Source organism: Streptomyces sp. NBC_01017, assembly GCF_045162795.1.
GTDB lineage: Bacteria > Actinomycetota > Actinomycetes > Streptomycetales > Streptomycetaceae > Streptomyces > Streptomyces machairae.
Genome location: NZ_CP108683.1, coordinates 3,213,485 through 3,230,495 on the forward strand (window position 1 = coordinate 3,213,485; position 17,011 = coordinate 3,230,495).

The following is a 17,011-nucleotide window of genomic DNA, read 5'->3' on the forward strand; positions in this document are numbered from 1 at the left end:
CCCCTACCTCCCTTGCCATTTGGGCGGGCGCTTCTCCGTGAACGCCGCGTGGAACTCCGCGTAGTCCTCGCCGTTCATCAGCAGGGCCTGCGTCGAGGCGTCCATTTCCACCGATGCCGCCAACGGCATGTCCAGCTCGGCCGTCAGCAGTGCCTTTGTCTGGGCGTAGGCCAGGGCCGGGCCCTCGGCCAGGCGGCGGGCGAGTGCCTGTGCGGCCTCGTGCGCGTTCCCCTCCTCCGCCAGCTCGCTGATCAGGCCGATGCGCTCGGCCTCCGGTGCCCGGACCGGTTCGCCCAGCATCAGCAGCCGGGTCGCGTGGCCGAGGCCGACGATCCGGGGCAGCAGGTACGCGGCGCCCATGTCGCCGCCGGACAGCCCGACCCGGGTGAAGAGGAAGGCGAAGCGGGCGGTGGGGTCGGCGACCCGGAAGTCGGCCGCGAGTGCCAGTACCGCCCCGGCTCCGGCCGCCACCCCGTGCACCGCCGCGATCACCGGGAACGGGCACTCCCGTACCGCCCGCACGACCTGCCCGGTCATCCGGTTGAAGTCGAGGAGCTGGGCGGTGTCCATGGCCAGGGTGGCGCCGATGATCTCGTCGACGTCGCCGCCGGAGCAGAAGCCGCGGCCCTCGCCGGCCAGCACCAGGGCCCGCACCGCCCGCTCCCGGGACAGCTCGGCGAGCAGATCGCGCAGGTCGGCGTAGGCGCCGAAGGTGAGCGCGTTGAGTTTCTCTGGGCGGGCGAGGGTGACGGTGGCGACGCCGTCGGCATGCTCGACCCGCAGATGTTTCCAGTCGGGGGTGCGGGCGGCGGAGCCGGTGAAGGGACTCATGACGTGCGGCCTCCTCGGGCGGACGGCGGGCACTGCCTCGCTGAGCTCTACCCTCCGAGCTCTACCCTTCGAAACTATCACCCAACTTTGACTGTCGTCACGAGCACGCAATAAGCCAACCGGGTGTGACCTTGCTCCGTCACATCCGTCACGGCTCGTCGACACCCCCGTAACGACGGGATCAACCGCGCGAGGGCGGCCGTTCACCTGGGTAAGTCGCCCAGCAGTCGGGGCCGAAGCTTCCGAACGGTGCCCTCGCAGGCCCTTCGCCGGGTGGCGCCGTACCATTCATAAGGTTGAAAGCAGGACAGCCTGCTCATGAACGGACCCGCCTTGCAAGATCGCCCCTCAGCCTCGCCCTCCTGGCGTATCGCGCTGCCGCACACGGTCGCGGCCGTGCCCGTCGCGCGCGCCCTGGTCCGTACGGCGCTGGCCGAGCTGCAGCACGCCGCCGACAGCGACACCGCGGAGCTGCTCACGGCGGAGCTGGTCGCGAACGCCGTGGAGCACACTGCAGGCAACGGCCCCATAGAGCTGGTCGTGGAGCTGCTGCCGTCCGGCTGCCAGGTCGAGGTCCACGACCCGGACCCGGCGCCGCCCGGCGACCTGACCCGCCCCACCAAGGGCGAGCCCGACCCCTGGCAGGAGCACGGCCGGGGCCTCCTCCTGATCCGCACCCTGAGCTCGTCCTGCGGCCACCGCCCGACGGACTCCGGCAAGGCGGTCTGGTTCAGACTGCCGGTCGTACCGGCTCAGCGCCGCCCGCTTTAGCCCTCTTGGGCCAGGGTCGCGACCAGAACGGCCTTGATCGTGTGCATCCGATTCTCCGCCTCGTCGAAAACCACGGAGTGCGCCGACTCGAAGACCTCGTCCGTGACCTCCAGCGACTCCAGGCCGTGCCGCTCGAAGATCTCGCGCCCGACCTTCGTACCCAGGTCATGGAACGCCGGCAGACAGTGGAGGAACTTCACAGCCGGGTTCCCGGTGGCGCGCAGCACGTCCATGGTCACGGCATACGGAGCCAGCGCGGCGATCCGCTCGGCCCACACCTCCTTGGGCTCCCCCATGGAGACCCAGACGTCGGTGGCGACGAAGTGCGCTCCGAGGACCCCCTCGTCGACCTTCTCCGTGATGGTGACGCGGGCGCCGCTGGTCTCGGAGAGCTTGAGGGCCTGCTCGATGATCGCCTGGGCGGGCCAGTACGCCTGGGGGGCGACGATGCGCACGTCCATGCCGAGCAGCGCCCCGGTGATCAGGTACGAGTTGCCCATGTTGAAGCGGGCGTCGCCCAGGTAGGCGAAGGCGATCTCCTTCGGGGGCTTGCCGCTGTGCTCCGTCATCGTCAGCACGTCGGCCAGCATCTGCGTCGGGTGCCAGTCGTCGGTCAGACCGTTGAAGACGGGCACGCCCGCGTACGCCGCCAGCTCCTCCACGTTCGCCTGGCTGTCCCCGCGGTACTCGATCCCGTCGTACATCCGCCCCAGCACCCGCGCGGTGTCCTTCACGGACTCCTTGTGGCCGATCTGCGAGCCCGACGGGTCGAGGTACGTCGTCGAGGCGCCCTGGTCCGCGGCCGCGACCTCGAACGCGCAGCGGGTGCGCGTCGAGGTCTTCTCGAAGATCAGCGCGATGTTCCGGCCCCGCAGGTACTGCGTCTCGGCCCCGGCCTTCTTGGCGGCCTTCAGCTCGGCGGCCAGCTCGACCAACCCGAGGAACTCCTGCCCGGTGAAGTCGAGCTCCTTGAGGAAGTGGCGGCCGGCGAGGGCGGTCGGGACAGTCGCCATGGGGGCGCTCCAGAGGTACGTGAACAGGGACCTTGGAAGTCTATACGACCATAGGCATTTCTATACAGCCAGCTCTCGGTCTAAACGGCCTCCCGTTCGACCGGACAGCTCATACACCGCGGCCCGCCTCTCCCCCGCCCCAGCTCGCTCCCCGGGATCTCGATCACCTCGATGCCCTGCTTGCGCAGATGCGTGTTGGTGGTCGAATTCCGCTCATAGGCGACGACCACACCCGGCTCGACAGCCAGCACGTTGCAGCCGTCGTCCCACTGCTCACGCTCGGCCGCGTGGACGTCCTGGGTGGCGGTCAGGACACGGATCTCGCTGAGGCCGAGCGCGGCGGCGATCGCGCGGTGCATGTGCTCCGGCGGGTGGTCGGTGACCTTGAGCTCCTTGTCGCCGGCGCCCGGTTCGATGGTGTACGAGCGGAGCATGCCGAGCCCGGCGTACTGGGTGAAGACGTCACCGTCGACCATCGTCATCACGGTGTCGAGATGCATGAGGGCGCGCCGCTTGGGCATGTCGAGGGCCACGATCGTCTGCGCCGACCCGGCGGCGAACAGCTTGTGGGCGAGCATCTCGACGGCCTGGGGCGTGGTCCGCTCGCTCATCCCGATGAGCACGGCTCCGCTGCCGATCACGAGGACGTCCCCGCCCTCGATGGTGGAGGGATAGTCGGCCTGCCCCTCGGACCAGACGTGGAACGTTTCGTCACGGAACAGCGGGTGGTGCCGGTAGATCGCCTCGAAGTGGACGGTCTCGCGCTGCCGGGCGGGCCAGCGCATGGCGTTGACGGAGACCCCGTCGTAGATCCAGGCGGAGGTGTCCCGGGTGAAGAGGTGATTGGGCAGAGGCGCGAGGAGGAAGTCGTCCAGCTCCATGACATGGAAGCGCACGGAGATCGGCTCGGAGTGCGCCTCCAGGAACTCCCGTTTGGTCATGCCGCCGACGAGGGCTTCGGCCAGTTCGGGCGAGGGCAGGCCTTCGTAGGCCGCACGGAGATGATCCGTGGCCAGCACCCCGTACTCCTTCTCGTCGAAGACCCTGTCCAGGACGAGCTTCCGGGCCGCCGGGATCTCCAGGGCCTCGGTGAGCAGGTCGCCGAACAGGTGGACCGTGACCCCGCGGTCGCGCAGGACGTCGGCGAACCCGTCGTGCTCGGCGCGCGCCCGGCGCACCCACAGCACGTCGTCGAAGAGCAGGGCGTCCTTGTTGCTGGGGGTGAGCCTTTTGAGCTCGAGATCGGGCCGGTGCAGGATGACGCGGCGCAGCCGCCCGGCCTCGGAGTCGACATGGAATCCCATGCCTCCATCCTGACCATCGCCGACCGGGTTCACCCCCTGCTTGACCGTTTCCGTTTTCGTCCCCTTGACGACAAGCAGGCATCGCGATTATCGTCTACATGACGAAAAGCGAGGGGGTCCCCATGGCCGACATCACCCGGCGCCTCGGCTGGCGCCATCTGCGCGGCGCGCCCACGGCGCACATCCGCCACCATCGCGGCGGCAAGCTGCTGCACGACGGCCCCGGCCTCAGCTTCTGGTTCCGGGCGCTGACCGCCGCGCTGTCCGAAGTGCCGGTCGACGACCGGGAGCTGGCGATGACCTTCCATGCCCGTACGTCCGACTTCCAGGACGTGGCCGTACAGGCGACGGTCACCTACCGGATCAGCGACCCGGCGGTGGCGGCGTCGCGCCTGGACTTCTCCATCGACCCGGACACGGGCGCGTGGCGGGGCACGCCGCTGGAGCAGCTGGGGACGCTCCTGACGGAGACGGCCCAGCAGCACGCGCTGGACGTCCTGTCCCGTACGCCGCTGTCGGCGGCGCTGGTCGACGGCGTGACAGCGGTGCGGGAGCGTATCGCGGCGGGCCTGGCCGGCGAGCCGCGGCTCCCGTCGACGGGCATCGAGGTGGTCGCCGTACGCGTCATGGCGGTGCGCCCCGAACCGGAGGTGGAGCGGGCGCTGCGCACCCCGGCCCGCGAGCAGATCCAGCAGGAGGCGGACCGGGCGACGTACGAGCGCCGGGCGGTGGCCGTCGAGCGGGAACGCGCGATCGCCGAGAACGAACTGGCCAGCCAGATCGAACTCGCCCGCCGCGAGGAGCAGTTGGTGGACCAGCGGGGCACCAACGCGCGGCGGGAGGCCGAGGAGCACGCGGCGGCCGACGCGGTCCGGGCCGAGGCGGAGGCGGCACGGACGGTACGGCTGGCCGACGCCGAGGCGGCTCGTTCCGTACGGCTGGCCCGGGCGGAGGCCGAGGGCGCGCGCGAGGTCGGTGAAGCGAGGGCCCAGGCGCAGGCCGCCTGGCTGCGGGTGCACGGCGAGGTCGACGTGGCGACGCTGCACGCCCTCACCGGGACACGGCTCGCGGAGAACCTGCCGCGGATCGACAGCGTGACGGTGTCGCCGGACGTGCTGACGGGGCTGCTCGCCAGGCTCGGTACCCAGGAGCGGGCGTGAGCCTCGCTCCCCGGGTCGTCCTCGTCCATCGCACCACGGAGTACGAGGAGTTGGTGGCCCGGCACGGCACGCACGGCCAGGCCGCCTTCTTTCTCGCCTCCCGGGGCCGGGACATCGCGGAGGTCGCCGAACGCCACCACCGGACGCGCCGGGCGCTGGCGGACGTGACGTCGGCGATTCCGCTGACCTGGCGTCGGAGCCGGGTCGAGCGGGGCGACTTGGACCGGTTCCTGTTCGCACCTGAGGACGTGGTGGTCGTGGTCGGGCAGGACGGCCTGGTCGCGAACGTGGCCAAGTACCTCGCGGGACAACCGGTGCTGGGCATCGACAGTGACCCCGGCCGCAACCCGGGCGTCCTGGTGCGCCACCGCCCCGAGAACACCGGCCCGCTGCTCACCGCGGCGCAATCCGCAAGGGGCACCTTCGACGAACTCACCATGGTCGAGGCCGTGGCCGACGACACCCAGCGGCTCGTGGCGCTGAACGAGATCTACCTGGGCGCCGTCGGACACCAGACGGCCCGATACCGCCTGGGCCTGGAGGACGACGGGGGTGTCGTCGAGGCCCAGGCCTCGTCCGGGGTGCTGATCGGCACCGGGACGGGGGCGACCGGCTGGATCCGGTCGGTGTGGCAGGAGCGGGGAGGGCAGCTGCGGCTGCCCTCCCCGACGGAGGAACGCCTGCTCTGGTACGTCCGCGAGGCCTGGCCGTCCCCGGCCACCGGTACGTCACGGGTGGCCGGGGAACTCGCCGCCGCGGCCCGTCTCCACCTCACCGTCGAGTCCGAGCGGCTCGTCGCCTTCGGGGACGGGATGGAGACGGACGCGGTCGAACTGACCTGGGGGCAGACGGTCCGGGTCGGCGTGTGCCGGGAGCGGCTGCGGCTGGTCGGCTGAAGCCGCTCCCCCGGCTCACAGCCGGGGGTCGACCGGCTCCGACTCCAGCGCCAGCACCCCGAACACCGCCTCGTGCACCCGCCACAGCGGCTCGCCCTCCGCCAGCCGGTCCAGGGCTTCGAGGCCCAGCGCGTACTCGCGGATGGCGAGGGACCGCTTGTGGTTGAGGAACCGCTGCCGCAGCCGGGCCAGGTTGTCCGGCCGCGTGTACTCGGGACCGTAGATGATCCGCAGGTACTCCCGGCCCCGGCACTTGATCCCGGGCTGGACCAGGCGCCCTTCCCCGCTGCGAACCACCGCGCCGACCGGCTTGACGACCATGCCCTCGCCGCCGCGGCCCGTCATCTCCAGCCACCAGTCGACACCGGCCTGCACCGACTCCGGGTCACCGGTGTCGACGTAGAGGCGCCGGGTCGTCTGCAGCAGGCCGGTGCCGTCGTGCTCCACCAGCCGGTCGAGAAGGGCGAGCTGCTCGTTGTGCGGGAGCCCGGCCAGGCTGCGGCCCTGGACCGCCAGGATCTGGAACGGCGCCAGGCGTACGCCGTCCAGGCCGTCCGTGGTCCAGCAGTACCGGCGGTACGCCTCCGTGAACGCGGCGGCGTCCGTGGCCCGTCCGCGCTGGCGGGCGAGCAGGTCGGACACGTCGACTCCGCGCGCCGCGGCGCCCTCCAGTGCGGCGAGCGCACCCGGGAACACCGCCCCGGAGGCGGCGCCGACCGCGGCGTACTGCGACCGCAGCAGACCGTGCGCCTTCAGCGACCACGGCATCAACTCGGCGTCGAGCAGCAACCAGTCGGTCTCCAGCTCGGCCCACAGACCCGCCTCGGTGACCGCGGCCCGGAGCCGGTCCAGGATCGTCTCCGTCACCGACTCGTCGTCGAAGAACGGGCGCCCCGTACGGGTGTAGAGCGACCCGGTGGCACCGTCGACGCCGAACCGCTTGCGCGCGGCCTTCGCGTCCCGGCACACCAGCGCCACGGCCCGCGAGCCCATGTGCTTCTCCTCGCACACGACCCGCTCGACACCGTCCACCGCGTACTGCGCGAAGGCCTCCGCCGGGTGCTCCAGGTAGCCCTCGATGTGGCTGGTCGCCGTGGGGGCCATGGTCGGCGGGAGGTACGGCAGCAGGCGCGGGTCGACGGCGAAGCGGCTCATGACCTCCAGGGCCGCGGCCGCGTTCTCCTCACGGACCGACACCCGCCCGGCGTGCCGGGTCTCGACGACCCTGCGGCCGTGGACGTCGTTCAGGTCGAGCGGCCGTCCGTCGTGCCCGCCCGGCGCCTCCGTCCGCAACGGCTTGGCCGGCTCGTACCAGACCTGCTCGGCCGGTACGTCGACCAGCTCCCGCTCCGGCCAGCGCAGCGCGGTCAGCTTGCCGCCGAAGACGGCACCGGTGTCCAGGCAGATGGTGTTGTTCAGCCATGTGGCCTCCGGCACCGGGGTGTGGCCGTACACCACAGCCGCCCGGCCCCGGTAGTCCTCCGCCCACGGGTAGCGCACCGGCAGCCCGAACTCGTCGGTCTCCCCGGTGGTGTCGCCGTACAGCGCGTGCGAGCGCACCCGCCCCGAGGTGCGGCCGTGGTACTTCTCCGGCAGACCGGCGTGGCAGACCACGAGCCGGCCGCCGTCGAGGACGTAGTGGCTGACGAGCCCGTCGATGAACTCCCGCACCTCGGCGCGGAACTCCTCGCTCGCGCCCTCCATCTGCTCGATGGTCTCGGCGAGTCCGTGCGTGTGCTGGACCTTGCGGCCCTTGAGGTAGCGGCCGTACTTGTTCTCGTGGTTGCCCGGCACGCACAGCGCGTTGCCCGACTTCACCATCGACATCACGCGGCGCAGCACGCCCGGGCTGTCCGGGCCGCGGTCGACGAGGTCGCCGACGAAGACGGCGGTACGGCCGTCCGGGTGCACACCGTCGGTGTAGCCCAACTTGCCGAGCAGGGACTCCAGTTCGGACGCGCAGCCGTGGATGTCACCGACGATGTCGAACGGCCCGGTGAGGTGGGTGAGGTCGTTGAAGCGCTTCTCGGTGACGACGGACGCGCTCTCGACATCGTCCACCCCTCGCAGGACGTGCACCTTGCGGAAGCCCTCGCGCTCCAGGTGCCGCAGGGACCGCCGGAGTTCACGGGTGTGCCGCTGGATGACGCGGCGCGGCATGTCGGCCCGGTCGGTGCGGCCGGCGTTGCGCTCGGCGCACACGTCCTCCGGCACGTCGAGCACGATGGCTATCGGCAGCACGTCGTACTGCCTGGCCAGCTCGATCAGCTGCCGCCGGGAGTCCTGCTGCACGCTGGTGGCGTCGACGACCGTACGGCGGCCGGCCGCCAGGCGCTTGCCCGCGATGTAGTGCAGGACGTCGAAGGCGTCCCGGGTCGCGCTCTGGTCGTTCTCGTCGTCGGAGACCAGGCCGCGGCAGAAGTCGGAGGAGATGATCTCCGTCGGCTTGAAGTGCCGGTGGGCGAAGGTGGACTTGCCGGAGCCGGAGGCGCCGACGAGCACGACGAGGGAGAGGTCGGTGACGGGCAGGACCCGTCCCTCGGCCGCCTGGGTCCCGGGCTCCTGGATGGTCTCGCTCATGCCGCCTTCGCCTCCTTCTCGTCGTTCACACTGCTCTTCATGCCGGCTGTGCTGATTTCAAACAGGGCCATCTGCGTGGGCGGCCCCACCTCCGGGTCGTCCGGCCCGACGGGTACGAACTCCACGCCGTACCCGTGCCGTTCGGCCACCGCCCCGGCCCACGACCGGAACTCCTCGCGCGTCCACTCGAACCGGTGGTCGCCGTGCCGGACATGGCCGGCCGGGAGGGACTCCCAGCGGACGTTGTACTCGACGTTCGGGGTGGTCACCACAACCGTCCGCGGACGGGCGGCGCCGAACACCGCGTACTCCAGGGCGGGCAGCCGTGGCAGGTCGAGGTGCTCGATGACCTCGCTGAGCACGGCGGCGTCGTAGCCCTTGAGGCGGCTGTCGGTGTAGGCGAGGGAGCTCTGGAAGAGCTGCACGCGCGAGGCCTGCCGCTCTCCCATCCGGTCCAGCTTCAGCCGCCGCCCGGCGATGGTCAGCGCCCGCATCGACACGTCCACGCCGACGATCTCGGTGTACGCCGGGTCCTTGAGCAGCGCCTGCACCAACTGCCCCTGGCCGCATCCGAGATCGAGCACGCGCGCGGCACCGGACGCCTTCAGCGCGGCCGTGATCGCGTCCCGGCGCTGCACGGCGAGCGGCGTCGGCTTCTCCTCGGCCTCGCTCTCCGCCTCGACGGCGTTGTCGATGTCCTCGACCTCGCTGTCGTCGGCCTCCGCGAGCCGCACCAGCTCCAGCCGCTCCATCGCCTGCCGGGTCAGCGACCAGCGGCGCGACAGATACCGGCTGGTGATCAGCTTCTGCTCCGGGTGCTCCGCCAGCCAGCCCTCACCGGCCCGCAGCAGCTTGTCGACCTCCTCGGAAGAGACCCAGTAGTGCTTGGCGTCGTCGAGGACGGGCAGCAGGACATAGAGGTGACGCAGGGCCTCGGCGAGGGTCAGCGCCTCCGACTCCAGCACGAGCCGCACATAGCGCGAGTCTCCCCACTCGGGGAACTGCACGTCCAACGGCACGGGTTCGGCGGTCACCGCCCAGCCGAGCGGCTCGAACAGCCCCCGTACGAGATCGGGGCCGCCCCGGGCCGGGAGCGCGGGCACCTCGATCCGCAGCGACCGCGGCTGAGCCGGCAGGTCCGGACGGGCGGTGCACACACCCCGCATCGCGCTGGAGAACACACCGCTGAGCGCGACCGCGAGCAGCGAGGAGGCGGCGTACGGCCGGTCGTTGACGTACTGCGCGAGCGCCGCGTCGGGCGCGCCGCCCCGCCCCTTGCCCTTGCCGCGCCGGACCAGTGCCACCGCGTCGACCTCCAACAGCAGCGCCGCCGTGCAGCGCTGGGCATCGGCCTCCGGGTAGAGGACGTGCGCCTTGCCGTACGAGGTGGAGAACACCTGCGCCTTCTCGGGATGCTTGTGCAGCAGGAAGCCGAGATCGGTGGCGGGGCGTTCTGGGGTGCCGGTGGCAGTGATCGTCAGAAACACGGTGGGTCGGCCTTTGAATAGGGTCTGAGCTGCGCATGTGCGCCGCCAGTACAACGTACAGAGCGGACGCCGCAACCACCCGGGGTTTTCGTACCGCCCCACGACCCCGATTGTCAGTGCCCTCTGTCAGGATCCGGCCATGGATCTCGCAGATGCTCTCGCCGGGCTCGACGACCGGCCCTGGGCCACCTTGCGGCACGCGTACGGCAGTGCGGAGGACGTGCCTGCCGTGCTGCGTGCGCTGACGGCCGGCGACTCGGAGGCGGCCGGACAGGCACTGCACGAGCTCTACGGCAACATCTGGCACCAGGGGACGGTGTATGCGGCCACGGTGGAGGTGGTGCCGTTCCTGGCGCGGCTGGCGGCGGGCGGGTGTCGGAGCGCCGACGTACTGGTACTGCTGGGCTCCATAGCCGAGAGCGAGGACGAGCACGAGGTGGCCCACGGCGCATGCCGTGCCGCGGTGGCCGCCCAACTTCCCTTGCTCCTGCCGCTGTTGGACGACCGGGACGCACAGGTGCGCCAGGCCACGGCCTGGCTGGCCGGACACACGGACGCGCGGGACGAGACCTGGCCGGCGCTGGAGCGGCGGTGGGCCGTGGAAGGGGAGCCGGTCGTCCGGGCGGAACTGCTGGCCGCGATGACCAGGGTGGATCCGGGAGCGAGCGCGGACACGGCCACGGCGGCGCTGGAGCCGACGGGCCCGGCAGAACTGCGCCTCGCCGCCGTGCTGGCCCGCCTGGACGCGGGCCTGCCATGGACAGCGACCTGCCACGACACGCTCCTCTCCATACTCCCCGCCGACGATCTGGTCGCCGAACGGTTCGACGCGAACCAGCGCGAGCCGTTGCAGACCGCGGTCGACGCGCTGCTGCGCCGGGACACGGACGAGGAGCGCGAGGCCGCGTTCGGTCTCCTGGCCGCCGCATTGGCGCTTCCGGAGCCGGAGATCCGCGCGGAAGCGGTGTGGGCCGCCGACCACGCCTGCATGATCTCGCGTGCCGCCCCGGGGCGCCTGCTCCCCCTCCTGCTCCCCGTCCTCGACGATCCTTCGTCCGCGCCGCGTGTCCTGAGCCTGCTGGGCAAGATCACGGGCGTGCCGTCGGTCACAGCGCACGATGCGCACGCCGCTCTCACCGACGCCCTCGCCCGCCTCGCCGTCGACGGCGACGACACGGCGGACAGCGCCCTGGCGGCACTCGTGCCCCTGGCTCCCGAACGGGCGGCGCGTCTGCTCGCGGCCGACCTGCCGCGGCGCCCACGAGCACTGGCTGTCGCGGCCGGTGCCCGAGGCTTCGGTACGACGGGCGAGGCGACACTGCCCTTCGAGCCCGCGCTCCTCGACGCGGTCCGCCGACGCCTCGCCGACCCGAAGGTGAGCGGCAACGAACCGATCCACCTCGCCCTCCTGCTGACCTCCTGGGGCGCGCAGGCCTCGCCCGCGGTCCCCGAACTGCTCGACGCCCTCCCCCGCATTCCGCTCGCCGGACCGAGGGCACTGGCAGCCGCATGCCCCACCGAGGGCCGGATCCGCAAACGCATCGAGGACGAGCTGCGCAAGGCAGCCCGCAAGGGCCCCGAGGAGGGCCGCCCGGCCGCCGCGCACGCGCTGCACGAGTTGACCGGCGACGCGTCCCCGCTCCACACCGCCGTCCGCTCCGGCCTCGCCGGCAAGGCCTACGACGTCCTCGACGCCGCCCGACGCTGCGCCCAACTCGGCACGGGAGCAGCCGATTTGCTGCCGGACATACGCGCAGCGCTGAGCGACCCCGCCCAGCCCCGGACCACGCCGCAGCTGGACGCCGACGTGGAACTGGCCGAGGCGCTCTGGCACATCACAGGTGACGCCACCGAGCCCGTACGGATCCTCGACGCGGTGCTCGCGGAGTCCGACGGGCCCTGGTTCACCTGGACGGGAGTCCGCGCCGCGCGCCTGGCGGCCCGGCTCGGCCCCGCCGCGGCGCCCTTGCGCCCACCACTCGAGCGCATGCTCGCCACGCCCCTGCACGCACCGGCCTGCGTGCTGGCCCTGCTGACGATCGGCATCGAGGACGAGCTGCGCAGGACGCTGCCCGATGCGGTCCTGACCGCGGCGGAACACAACGCCGACCCGGACACGGCACTCGACGCACTCCTGTCCCTGGACCTGGCCACCCTCACGGACGCGCACCTGAACCGCCTGGCGGCCCTGGCCGACGGGGACCGCCGGATCGTGAACTCCGGGCTGGAGGACGGGATCATCCACGCCGACGAACGACTGCGCACGAGGGCCCGGGCCACCGTGTCGGCCCTGGAGGAAGGGGCGACGCCGGAGGTGTGAGGCGCGGAGCCACGACGGCCCCCGGACGACATGCTCCCGGGGGCCGCGAAGGGGTCAGGCAGGTCAGGCTCTACGACAGCTGGGACTGAACCTGGGAGGAGATGAGCTCCAGGTGGTCCAGGTCGTCCAGGTCGAGGACCTGGAGGTAGATCCGCCGGGAGCCGATCTCCTGGTACCGGCCGATCTTGTCGACAACCTCGTGCGGAGACCCGGCGAGCCCGTTGACCTTGAGCTCGTCGACCTCCCGCCCGATCGCGGCGGCACGACGGGCGACCTCCGCCTCGTCCTTGCCCACGCACACCACAAGGGCGTTGGAATAGACGAGGTCGTCGCCCTTGCGCCCGGCCTCCTCGGCGGCGGCGCGCACTCGCCCGAACTGCCGCTCACTGTCCTCGACCGAGGCGAACGGCATGTTGAACTCATCGGCGTACTTGCCGGCCAGCCGCGGAGTACGGGTGGCGCCGTGCCCGCCGATCAGAACCGGAATCCTGTCCTGGGCGGGCTTGGGCAGGGCGGGCGACTCGGTCAGGTCGTAGAAGCTGCCGTGGAAGTCGAAGGTCTCGCCGGCCTCGGTCGCCCACAGCCCCGTGACGATGGCGAGCTGCTCCTCCAGCCGCGCGAACTTCTCCTTCGGGAACGGGATGCCGTACGCCTTGTGCTCCTCCTCGAACCAGCCAGCACCGAGCCCGAGTTCCACGCGGCCGCCGGACATCTGGTCGACCTGGGCGACCTGGATGGCGAGCACGCCGGGCAGCCGGAAGGTGCCGGCGGTCATCAGGGTGCCGAGGCGAATGCGCTTGGTCTCACGTGCGAGACCGGCAAGTGTGATCCAGGCGTCGGTGGGCCCGGGCAGGCCGTCCCCGGAGCCCATCTTCAGATAGTGGTCGGACCGGAAGAACGCGTCAAAGCCGAGATCCTCGGTGGCTTTCGCCACGGTGAGGAGGGTGTCGTAGGTGGCCCCCTGCTGGGGTTCGGTGAAGATGCGAAGATCCATGACTCCATCCTGCACGCCGAGGCACCCGTCAACCGCGCGGGTCCCCCTGCCCCCCGCCTCCCCGGTCGGGTGAATTCCGTCAACGCCGGAGCCGCCCCCTGCCCGGGCCAGTGACCGGCCTTCACAGTGATCGTTGGCTCGATCGGAGCCGGACCGCCCGGCCCCCGCACCGGCCCCTGCCGACCGGAGCGTCACCGTGTCGGCCCACTGCCACTGGGGGGCCGGAGGCCCGAGGAGGCCGTCATGTCCGAGGAATTCGCGCCACAGCAGACCACCAGTGGCGCAGGCCAGCCGAAGGGGCTGCTGCAGCAGATGGAGGAGCTGATGGCAGCCCTGAACGCGGACCTGTCGGCCCTGGACGCGGACCTGCAGTCAACGGGGGCCCAGCGACAGGACTCCGACGCCGGCTGACCCTCCGCCCCCGCCAGGGGGCTCCGCCCCCTGGACCCCGTCGGCCTGAACGGCCTCGTCCTCAAACGCCGGACGGGCTGAAATTCCCTGGACCGGCACCACGTCACCCTCAAGCCCCCGACGGGCTGGAATGCCGGGACGGGCACTTGAAAGAGACCGATCTGGTGGCCGTGTTGGTGGCGTACCCCCGCGGCGCCGCAGTCGCCCACGGCGGCAAGGGGACGTGCCGGGGGGTGTCCGCCCGCAGTGGCCGGCGTCAAGGAAAAGGACCCTCTCTGCCCGACCCTGGCCGCCGGTCCGAGGACGCACACCCCCCGGCGCGGCCCCGACCACCCACCGAACCGTTGGCGCTACGCGCACCCCCACCCAACAGCGACAGGCCGCCGCAGGCATCCCGCAGACCTACCCCGCCGCAGGCAACCCCTCCCGATCCGCAAGTCTGCGCAGCATCTCCCGCACCCGATCCCGAGACTCATCCGCCGCGTCGATGGCCTCCATGCACTGCCAGTACGTCGCCTCGTCATCCGCCGCGCTGGCCATGCCCACCAGAGCGATCCCCACCTCACCCAACAGGCTGCCCAGATGCATCAGCGACTGCCGCGCATCGCCCAACTCTGTGAGCTGGGCCGCGCGTAAGTCCCCCTCCGCAAGGTCCGGTACCTCCAGCACCCCACACCCACGCCCCGCCAGCTCGGTCAACCCCAGCGCCTCGCCTCGCAGTTCAGGTGGCCCGTACACCGCAAGCCGGCTGCCGATCGCCTGAGCCAGGGCCTGTGCCTGCCACACCTCGGTCAAGATCTCCGGCGCGCCCTCGCTCCCGGCCAGCGCCCGCCTGCTCGTCATGATCAGCCGCACCGCGTCCATACGCAGTCCCCGTCTGTCCCGACGCGCTGCCCACGCGCCGCCCGAACTCCCTTGTCCACTACCCAGAGTGAAGGCCCTTGAGACGAAAAGCCAGAGGAAGACGGAAATCTGCGGACAACTTTTCGGCTACAGCCAGGCAAACGAACACGCAGTGTGAAAGCGGACCGAGGCCCTCCCCACCTCTACGGCGCTGGAAACCTCCGCTCGTTCCGATCGATCTTCGCGTCCAACGCCGCCAACGGATCGATCCCGAGCACCTCGCACAGCTGCAACAGATAGGCGAGCACGTCCGCCACCTCATCGGTCACCCGCCCCGCGGTCTCCGCATCGTCCATGACCCGAGCCGACTCCTCGGGCGTCAGCCACTGGAAGATCTCGACGAGTTCGGACGCCTCCACACTGAGCGCGGCGACGAGGTTCTTCGGCGTGTGATACGGCTGCCAGTCGCGCGCGGCAGCGAACTCGGCCAGCCTGCGCTGCAGCTTGGCCACATCAAGAGGTTCGGTCACGGCTCCAGGTGTACCACCGTCACACCACCCGCCCCCGACACCCCCACCGTCCCCGCACCCGCACCCGCACCCGCACCCGCACCCGCACCCGCACCCGGCCTCGCCACCACACCCGCCAAGTCACTCACAGCCCCCACCACCCGAATATGCCCCCGCTCACACATCCGCGCAGCAAGCCCCACCAACTCCCCCCGCTGCACCGCATCCAGCCCCCGATCGAACCCGTCCACCACCACGCTCAACGCCTGCATCGCGGCAGGCACCTCCCCCACCGGATCGACCTCCAGCACCCCCGGCCCGGTCAGCAGCACCAGCGACAGCGCGAGATACCGCAGCTCACCGTCCCCCAACCGTCCGAGCTCCGTACGAACCCCGTCCCCCCGGTCGAGCACCCCCCGCACCGTCCCGTCCCCCAGCACCTCGGCGGCCACATCGGCCACCGCCCCGGCGCACCCCGCCCGCACCGCGCCCACAAGCTGCGCATGCCGCCGCGCGCACTCGGCACGAGTCCGCCAGAGCACATCGGCAAGGTTGTCGCAGCCCCTGAGCAGCCGCCCGGAACCAACCGGCACAGGACCCCGCATCCGATCGGGCCGAGGGTCACATGCGAAGACCGACCGCAACGCCACGACCATCTGCTCGGCGGCGGCCAGCACCCGCCGCTGCCCCTCCGTCTTCCCGGCCACCCGCAGCGGCACCAGCGCAGTACCGAGCCGGTCGTCGGGCAGCGGCGCCCGTGTCACCGGCGACTGACCGGCCGTATGCCAGGCGGCCTGCACACAACGCCGACTCGGATCCCGCAGGGCCGTCTCCAGCAGGACGACCCCGTCCGCGCTCAACCGCTCCCCCACGATCCGCAGTTCGGGCTCGGCCTGCACGGCGACGTCGAGCCGAACCGGCCCCTCGGGACCGTCGGCGGTACAGCCGATCCGGAAGCCCCGCCGCCGCTGCACATCGGGCCGGGCCCGCTCGGGCACGCAGGCCACGGGATCGGGGAACACCTCCCCGAGCTCGGCACCCCCACCGAGCCGAGCAAGCGCCTCGTAGGCCCGCAACGCAGTCGTTTTTCCGCACCCACTCGGCCCGGCCAGGACCGTGAACACCCCGAGCGGCAGCGCGACCCGCCGATGCCCGGCGAACGCGGAGAGCCGTAGCTCGGTCAGATGGGGCCGGCCGGAACACCCGCCGCCCGCGCCACCCACCCGCCGCCCCTGCGCGGGGACGGACACAACACCGGAAACAGACGACACGGACACGGACGATGCAGAGGAGCCAGCCATGCCCGGACCGTAGGCCCGCTATCGCCAGACGAACCGTTCCACCCCGGCACCCTTCCTACGATCGAGCGACCACCGCAGGCCCGACCCCCCTCACGTACCCCTCACGTACCGGGAACCCCCGCCCCCTCCATCAACCCACTGACCTCGGTCCCGGGCGGCGTCAGCAGAAACACATTCCGGTCCACCCGATGCATCCCGCTCCCCAGCCCGAAGACGACCCCGGTGCTGAAGTCCAGCACCCGCTTGGCCACCTCGGTCTCGGCCCCCGTCAGATCGAGCAGCACCGGAATCCCCGCCATCAGCGTCTCGGCGACGTCGCGGGCGTCCGCGAACACGTTGACCCGCAGGACGACGAACCGGCGACGCGGTTCCGTCGCCGCCTCCGGAGGCACCCGGTGGTCCACCGCGGACGGCCAGGCGTCCCGGCCCCGCAACGGCACGACCTGGGCGAGCCCTTCCCACTGTTCATCGGTGACGTCGTGGCTGTTCACCGGCTCCCCCCGCCTTGACTCGCCTTCAATGCCTGCACCAGCCAATTCTTACGCCAAGTCACCCGTTCGGCCCAACACCGACACGGTCCGCGAGCCCCCG

At 71.5% G+C, this 17,011-nt stretch carries 15 protein-coding genes; 5 read left to right on the forward strand and 10 right to left on the reverse strand.

Annotated features, from left to right (window positions below):
- Positions 1-3: 3 nt before the first annotated feature.
- Complete coding sequence (locus OG331_RS14705) at positions 4-831, reverse strand: enoyl-CoA hydratase family protein (protein ID WP_406196051.1); 828 nt, start codon at positions 829-831, stop codon at positions 4-6.
- Positions 832-1,149: 318 nt separating this feature from the next.
- Between OG331_RS14705 and OG331_RS14710 the strand changes: the two genes are divergently transcribed.
- Positions 1,150-1,602, forward strand: a complete 453-nt coding sequence (locus OG331_RS14710) for an ATP-binding protein (protein ID WP_406196053.1) — start codon at positions 1,150-1,152, stop codon at positions 1,600-1,602.
- Here OG331_RS14710 and argF read toward each other — a convergent pair.
- Together argF and OG331_RS14720 are read right to left on the reverse strand one after the other, a co-directional pair.
- Positions 1,599-2,615: an ornithine carbamoyltransferase gene (argF, locus tag OG331_RS14715; protein ID WP_406196055.1), complete on the reverse strand. Its 1,017-nt coding sequence runs from the start codon at positions 2,613-2,615 to the stop codon at positions 1,599-1,601. The genes OG331_RS14710 and argF overlap by 4 nt on opposite strands.
- Before the next feature lie 80 nt (positions 2,616-2,695).
- Positions 2,696-3,919: an arginine deiminase gene (locus OG331_RS14720; protein WP_406196058.1), complete on the reverse strand. Its 1,224-nt coding sequence runs from the start codon at positions 3,917-3,919 to the stop codon at positions 2,696-2,698.
- Positions 3,920-4,041: 122 nt separating this feature from the next.
- On the opposite strand from OG331_RS14720, the gene OG331_RS14725 reads away from it, so the two are divergent.
- Entirely contained in the window at positions 4,042-5,079 is a 1,038-nt protein-coding gene (locus tag OG331_RS14725) for an SPFH domain-containing protein (protein WP_406196061.1), read from the forward strand.
- The gene (locus OG331_RS14730) at positions 5,076-5,975 is read left to right on the forward strand and encodes a hypothetical protein (RefSeq protein ID WP_406196063.1); all 900 of its coding nucleotides are present in this window, start codon (positions 5,076-5,078) and stop codon (positions 5,973-5,975) included. The genes OG331_RS14725 and OG331_RS14730 overlap by 4 nt, the downstream gene beginning before the upstream one ends.
- Positions 5,976-5,990: 15 nt before the next feature.
- Here OG331_RS14730 and OG331_RS14735 read toward each other — a convergent pair whose 3' ends face one another.
- Both OG331_RS14735 and OG331_RS14740 read right to left on the reverse strand, forming a co-directional pair.
- On the reverse strand, positions 5,991-8,555 hold the full coding sequence (locus OG331_RS14735; RefSeq protein ID WP_406196066.1) for a polynucleotide kinase-phosphatase: 2,565 nt from the start codon (positions 8,553-8,555) through the stop codon (positions 5,991-5,993).
- On the reverse strand, positions 8,552-10,042 hold the full coding sequence (locus tag OG331_RS14740; protein ID WP_406196069.1) for a 3' terminal RNA ribose 2'-O-methyltransferase Hen1: 1,491 nt from the start codon (positions 10,040-10,042) through the stop codon (positions 8,552-8,554). Before OG331_RS14740 ends, OG331_RS14735 begins: the two co-directional genes overlap by 4 nt.
- Before the next feature lie 139 nt (positions 10,043-10,181).
- On the opposite strand from OG331_RS14740, the gene OG331_RS14745 reads away from it, so the two are divergent.
- Positions 10,182-12,362: a hypothetical protein gene (locus OG331_RS14745; RefSeq protein WP_406196072.1), complete on the forward strand. Its 2,181-nt coding sequence runs from the start codon at positions 10,182-10,184 to the stop codon at positions 12,360-12,362.
- Between the two features lie 70 nt (positions 12,363-12,432).
- On the opposite strand, the gene OG331_RS14750 is transcribed toward OG331_RS14745, so the two are convergent.
- On the reverse strand, positions 12,433-13,356 hold the full coding sequence (locus OG331_RS14750) for an LLM class F420-dependent oxidoreductase (RefSeq protein WP_406196074.1): 924 nt from the start codon (positions 13,354-13,356) through the stop codon (positions 12,433-12,435).
- A gap of 243 nt (positions 13,357-13,599) precedes the next feature.
- Here OG331_RS14750 and OG331_RS14755 point away from each other — a divergent pair, with 243 nt between their 5' ends.
- Positions 13,600-13,767, forward strand: coding sequence for a hypothetical protein (locus tag OG331_RS14755; protein ID WP_406196076.1), 168 nt, complete (start codon positions 13,600-13,602; stop codon positions 13,765-13,767).
- A gap of 402 nt (positions 13,768-14,169) precedes the next feature.
- Here OG331_RS14755 and OG331_RS14760 read toward each other — a convergent pair whose 3' ends face one another.
- The 4 genes from OG331_RS14760 to OG331_RS14775 form a co-directional block, all read right to left on the reverse strand.
- A complete protein-coding gene (locus tag OG331_RS14760) occupies positions 14,170-14,631 on the reverse strand; it encodes a DUF6099 family protein (protein ID WP_406196079.1) in 462 nt (153 codons plus the stop codon).
- A gap of 182 nt (positions 14,632-14,813) precedes the next feature.
- Positions 14,814-15,140 carry a nucleotide pyrophosphohydrolase gene (locus OG331_RS14765; protein WP_328422379.1) on the reverse strand — a complete coding sequence of 109 codons (327 nt, stop codon included), beginning with the start codon at positions 15,138-15,140 and terminating at the stop codon, positions 14,814-14,816.
- Complete coding sequence (locus OG331_RS14770; RefSeq protein ID WP_406196082.1) at positions 15,137-16,420, reverse strand: ATP-binding protein; 1,284 nt, start codon at positions 16,418-16,420, stop codon at positions 15,137-15,139. Before OG331_RS14770 ends, OG331_RS14765 begins: the two co-directional genes overlap by 4 nt.
- A gap of 101 nt (positions 16,421-16,521) precedes the next feature.
- A complete protein-coding gene (locus tag OG331_RS14775) occupies positions 16,522-16,911 on the reverse strand; it encodes a cell division protein SepF (protein WP_362386699.1) in 390 nt (129 codons plus the stop codon).
- Positions 16,912-17,011: the final 100 nt, after the last annotated feature.

Coding starts and splice junctions, on each gene's coding strand:
- OG331_RS14705 (WP_406196051.1), bottom strand. CDS start 831: ATGAGTCCCTTCACCGGCTCCGCCGCCCGCACCCCCGACTGGAAACAT.
- OG331_RS14710 (WP_406196053.1), top strand. CDS start 1,150: ATGAACGGACCCGCCTTGCAAGATCGCCCCTCAGCCTCGCCCTCCTGG.
- argF (WP_406196055.1), bottom strand. CDS start 2,615: ATGGCGACTGTCCCGACCGCCCTCGCCGGCCGCCACTTCCTCAAGGAG.
- OG331_RS14720 (WP_406196058.1), bottom strand. CDS start 3,919: ATGGGATTCCATGTCGACTCCGAGGCCGGGCGGCTGCGCCGCGTCATC.
- OG331_RS14725 (WP_406196061.1), top strand. CDS start 4,042: ATGGCCGACATCACCCGGCGCCTCGGCTGGCGCCATCTGCGCGGCGCG.
- OG331_RS14735 (WP_406196066.1), bottom strand. CDS start 8,555: ATGAGCGAGACCATCCAGGAGCCCGGGACCCAGGCGGCCGAGGGACGG.
- OG331_RS14745 (WP_406196072.1), top strand. CDS start 10,182: ATGGATCTCGCAGATGCTCTCGCCGGGCTCGACGACCGGCCCTGGGCC.
- OG331_RS14750 (WP_406196074.1), bottom strand. CDS start 13,356: ATGGATCTTCGCATCTTCACCGAACCCCAGCAGGGGGCCACCTACGAC.
- OG331_RS14755 (WP_406196076.1), top strand. CDS start 13,600: ATGTCCGAGGAATTCGCGCCACAGCAGACCACCAGTGGCGCAGGCCAG.
- OG331_RS14760 (WP_406196079.1), bottom strand. CDS start 14,631: ATGGACGCGGTGCGGCTGATCATGACGAGCAGGCGGGCGCTGGCCGGG.
- OG331_RS14770 (WP_406196082.1), bottom strand. CDS start 16,420: ATGGCTGGCTCCTCTGCATCGTCCGTGTCCGTGTCGTCTGTTTCCGGT.